This is a genomic window from Shimia fortis (assembly GCF_040225985.1).
In the GTDB taxonomy this organism is placed as follows: domain Bacteria; phylum Pseudomonadota; class Alphaproteobacteria; order Rhodobacterales; family Rhodobacteraceae; genus Shimia.
On record NZ_JBBPEU010000030.1, the window covers coordinates 1 to 5,800 of the forward strand.

The following is a 5,800-nucleotide window of genomic DNA, read 5'->3' on the forward strand; positions in this document are numbered from 1 at the left end:
CCGGTGGCGTGACCCTCGATATTTCGACCCTTGCGGATGATATCGACAATGACGACACCGCGGCAACGCTGACCTATGCGCTGGATGGTCAGCCGACGCTCGGCTCGGCCAGCATCAGCGGTTCGACCGTGACATTCACCGCGGGCGCGGCGGATTTCGAGTACCTTGCAGACGGTGAAATCACCACCGTGACCATCCCGGTCAGCGTCAGCGATGGCAATGGCGGCAGCGCCTCGGCTGATATCACCGTGACCGTGACCGGCACCAATGATGACCCTGTGATCAGCCTGGGGACGGGGAGCGATGAAGCCACCCTTTCGGAAGGAAATGCAGCCCTGTCCGCCAGCGGAACGCTGGATGTCGAGGATATCGACGTCATCAACACCGTCAGTGTCTCGGCTTCGGTTGTCGGGTTTGGCAATACGGGTTCGTTTGGCCCCGCTGACCTGCTGCCAATGTTTGGCGTCGACGCCGGTGACGTGATCGGCGATGCGGCGACCCAAGGGACGATCAACTGGACCTTCAACGCGGCAGCGGGAGACTTCGATTTTCTTGACGGCGGGGACACGGCCTTTGTCGACTACCGCATCACTGCGACCGACAGCTCGGGTGCCACTGATACCTATGATGTGAGAATCACCATCAATGGCACAAACGACGACCCGGTCGTCACGTTCGCCGCGGGCAATGATGAAGGCACCGTCAGCGAAGACGACATGTCGCCCGCAACGGCCACGGGCACGATCAGCTTCGTGGACGCGGATGCCGATGATGGCGTGACCAGCTCGGTCGCGTTTGTGTCGGCCACGGGGCAGAACGGCGCCACCGTTTCAGCAGGTCTTGACACATTGCTGCAAGATTCGGCGACCTTCACGATCAGCCAGTCCGGCACGGCAATTTCGGGGGATGTGGACTGGTCATTCTCGATGGCAACCGGCGAAGCCCAGTATCTGAACGCGGGCGAAAGCGTGGATGTGGTCTATAACGTCAGCATCACCGATGGCGATGTGATCCAAGTCACACCGGTCACCATCACCATTGAAGGTCAGAACGACACCCCGACTCTGGCCACCACTGCGGGCGCAACGCCTGCGACCGAGAACGGGTCTGCGGTCACCGTTGATCTGTCGCTTCTGGGTGATGATGCGGATGCCGAAAATGACGGCACCAGCCTGACCTATGCGGTTTTGTCCCAACCCAGCGAAGGTGGGGCTTCCATCACGGGCGGTACAACCCTGTCCTTTGACCCGACGGGCGGCATGGCGCCGAACCCGTTTGAAGACCTTGCTCTCAATGAAACCCGCGATGTAAGCGTCGTCGTGCGTGCAACTGATGCACAGGGGGACTATGTCGATCAGACCTTCGTCTTCCAGGTCACCGGCATCAACGACATTCCGACAATCGATCCGGGCAGCACATCGACGGACGAAGACACCGCGATTGCGGCCTTTGACCTCACGGCACTGGCGGATGATGTCGACTCGGATGATGACGCCGCATCGCTGACCTACACCGTGACGAGCATTTCACCGTCGCTGACCACGGGGTCCGCGACGACTTCCGGCACCGATCTGGTCTTTGATCCGGGCTCGGATTTCCAGTACCTCGCCGATGGTGAAAGTGCGACGGTGCTTGTCGATGTTCAGGTGATGGACAGTCACACGGCCACGGCACTCAATACGGTCACCATCACCGTGACCGGCAACAATGACGCGCCGCAAATCAGCATCGGTGGCGGCAGTGCTTCGGCCATAGTAACCGAAACCAATGATCCGCTGCCGCCGCTGCAGGGTACTCTGACGCTTGAAGACGCCGACGTCAGCGACGTGGTTTCGACCAGTGTTGCCTATATCGGTGAAACCGGCACCGGGGAAACCAACGGGATCGATGTGTCCAACATGCTGACCGCGACGGGTGGTCTGAGTGGGGCTGTATTTCAAGGCACCATCGAGTGGACCTTCAACGCAGGTTCAGAGACGTTCGATCATCTTGACGACGGTGATGTCCTGACGCTGACCTATCGCATCACGGCCACAGATGACACCGTGCCACCTTTGAGTGACACGCAGGACGTAACCATCACCATCACCGGCACAAATGATACGCCAACCCTTGCGGCAGGTACGGGGGGCGCGACAGAGGACGGGGGGCTTGTCACCGCGATTGACCTCACCGCCCTTGGCGATGATGCCGACCTGTCCGAGGATGGGGATTCACTTGCCTACACTGTCGTGATGCAACCGTCGGAAGGTTCGGCCGCGATCTCGGCGGATGGCAATTCGCTTGAGTTCAATCCGGGTACTGCCTTCCAGGATCTGAACGACGGCGAATCCCGCGACGTGACCGTCCGTGTTCGCGCTGCGGACAGTGCAGGTCTGTTTACCGAAGAAGACATGACCATCACGGTCACCGGCACCAATGATGATCCCGTCGCGACGCTGGGCGTTGATACGATCACTCTCACGGACACTGCTTCGGATGATCCGTTTGATACCACACAAACCATGTCCACGATCAGTGTGACGGATGCAGATACCACTGCGACCCATACCTATGCGATCAACGGGGGCAGTGCGTCTACAGCGGTCGCCGGTTATGATCAGGAACTGCTTGGCACCTATTCGAATGTCTATCTGAACACGATGACCGGCGCGTATCTGGTCACGCATAACGACACGGCGATCGAGGCGCTTCAGGTCGGGGATACCCCGACAGAGTCGGTTACGTTCACAGTGACCGACGACAACAGTGGTACGGGTACAGCCACGCTGACCATCAACCTGACCGGTGCGAATGATACGCCCGATACGATGGGCACGCTTGCCAACACCACGGATCAGGCTGTTGCGCCCGTCACTCTGAACCTGCTGGATCCGGCGCTGGTCAGCGACCGCGACGGCGACGATCTGGATGTGGCCAACCTTGTGATCACCGATCTCAACGGCAACTGGACTGCCGCGATCGTATCCACCATCGACGAAGAAACCGGCGTTCTGACCATTGATCCGACCCAGTTCCGGTCGATGGATGAAACGCAGGATCTGGACCTTCAGGTGGCCTATGACGTGATCGACGGCAATGGCGGCGTTGTGCCGACCATCTCTACCATCAACGTCGACACGCTGAACGATGCACCGTTCCTGCTGCCCGCTTCGGACCTTGAAGGCGGCGTGGCAGAGCGCGCCGACGGGGCAGGGGACGAAGGCACCGCTGTCCTGTCCGACACCGGTATCGTCGAGTTCGACGACTTTGAGCCCTCCGATACCCATTCGGTCATCGTTGTGGCGCAACAGGATCCGGGCAGCACGGAAACCATTCCGGCAACCGGCAACTATATTGGCACCTTCTCGTCCGGTATTTCGGGCAGCCAGGTAACATGGACCTTCACGCTGACCGACAGCGAGATCGACAGCTTGGGCGAAGGTGACACCATCACCCAGACCCATCTGGTGCGCGTGGTGGATCAGAACGACCCCACCAGCCTTGTCGAAGACTATGTGACGATCACTATTACCGGCACCAACGACCAGCCGGTCATCACCTCGGTCGTCGGCGCGCCGAACCAGACCGAAGGCGCGGATGTGATGGGGGTCCAGACCATTTCGGCCTCGACCACCTTCGATGTCACCGATGCCGACTTTGGCGGCACCATTGCCGGGCTGGCCCAGACGGCGGATATCCTGACACCGTCGGTGACGGGCGATGCCACGGTGGTCTGGTCGGGCGGCGCGATGACGCCGGAAGATGTCAGCGCCCTCGGGGCAGCAGCAGCCCTGACCATCACCGCCGCATCCGAAAGCGCGGCAGAGACGGGCAATACGTTCAACGCGGCCTATAGCGCGGATGCAGCACTCGATTGGCTGACAGTCGGGGAAACCGTGACCGTGACCTACACCCTGCAGGTGCAGGATGACTCGGGTGCGATGAACGACACCTCGGCGACGCAAACCCTGTCCATCGTGATCGAGGGCAGCAACGATGCGCCGGTCATCACGGTCGAAACCGGCGACAGCGCAGCGGATACGCAGGCGGAGGGCGATACGGCTTTGACGGCCTCGGGCACGCTGACCGTCACCGACGTAGATGTGACCGACAGCAGCTCGGTTACGCTGGTTGGTGTCAGCTCCACAGGCGATGACAACGGTCTTGATCTTCTGGCGATGATGACCGCGACCGGTGGCGTTGCCTCGGGTGCGACCACGGGCGCGATCAACTGGTCCTTTGACAGCGGGTCGGAAACCTTCGATCACCTTGATGACGGCGACTCGCTTGTCATCACCTACACCATCACCGTGACGGACGGAGCGATGGTCAACACGTCGCATGATGTCACCATCACCATCAATGGTGAGGCCGATGCAGCGGTCGTGGGCGGTGTGGACACCGGATCTGTTCTGGAAGCTGGTGTTGATCTGATGGGCGATCCCGTCGGCAACGGCACTGTTGGTGGCACGCTGACTCATACCGATGCCGACGCCGATGATCCTGACAACCTGTTCCAGGCTTCGACCCAGTCCGGCACCTATGGCGACTTTGAACTGCTGAGTAATGGCACCTGGACCTATACGCTGAACGATGCGCTGCCCGCCACCCAGGCGCTGACCGCAGCGGACAGCATGACCGAGACCTTCACCGTCATGACGGGCGACGGCACGATGCATGATGTGTCGGTCACGGTGAACGGCAGCAACGATGCGCCGACCCTTGCCGCAGGCGGAACGACCTCGACAGACGAAGACACTGCTGCAGCGGCCTTCGACCTGAGCGCATTGGCAGGCGATGTGGACTCCGATAACGACGCCACGACGCTCGGCTATGCCGTGACCGGCACTGTGCCGGTCTTGACGACCGGTTCAGCTATCGCGAGCGGGACTGATCTGCTGTTCAATCCGGGCAGTGACTTCCAGTACCTGGCACCGATGGAAAGCGCGACCGTAACGGTCACGGTCGAGGTCACAGATGCACATGGCGCCACGGCGATCAATGATGTGACGGTCACGGTGACCGGCACCAATGACGCGCCGGACATCACGGTGGAAATGGGCGACAGCGCAGCCGACACGCAATCCGAAGGCAACGCAGCCCTGACGGCCAGCGGTACGCTTTCGGTCGAAGATGTCGACCTGTCGGACGCCTCGATTGTTACAACTGTCACGGTCGTGGCAACCGGAGATACCGGCGGTCTGGACCCGCAGACGATGATGACCGCAAGCGGCGGCGTGGCACCGGGTGCCACGACCGGTGTCATCAACTGGGCCTTCGACAGCGGTGTTGCCCTCGATCACCTTGACGACGGTGACCTGCTGGAACTGGTCTACACCATCACTGTCGAGGACAGCTTTGGCGGATCGGACACGCAGGATGTGACCATCACCATCAATGGCACCAATGACGTTCCGACCCTGACTGCCGGCACGGGCAATGCTGTCGAGAACGGCCCGACCATCGCCGTGGACCTTGCGGCGCTTGCGAATGATCTGGATGCCGATGAAAACGGCTCGACCCTGACCTACAATGTGGTGACCCAGCCTGGCGAAGGCTCGGCCACGATTGTCGGCACCGATCTGGTGTTCGATCCGGGTAACGATTTCCAGGACCTGTTTGTTGGGGAAACCCGTGACGTGACCGTGCGGGTCAGTGCGACCGATGCAGAGGGGGACTTCGTCGAAAATGATGTGGTCATCACCGTCACGGGCACGAATGATGATCCGACCCTCGGCGCTGGCACGATGAATGCCACCGAAGGTGATACCGGTGGCGTGACCCTCGATATTTCGACCCTTGCGGATGATATCGACAA

General features: G+C 60.6%; 1 protein-coding gene. It reads left to right on the top strand.

The window, feature by feature from the left end:
* Positions 1–5,800 (top strand): VCBS domain-containing protein (locus WNE31_RS18325; protein ID WP_349981387.1); only part of this gene is annotated, 5,800 nt, incomplete at both ends.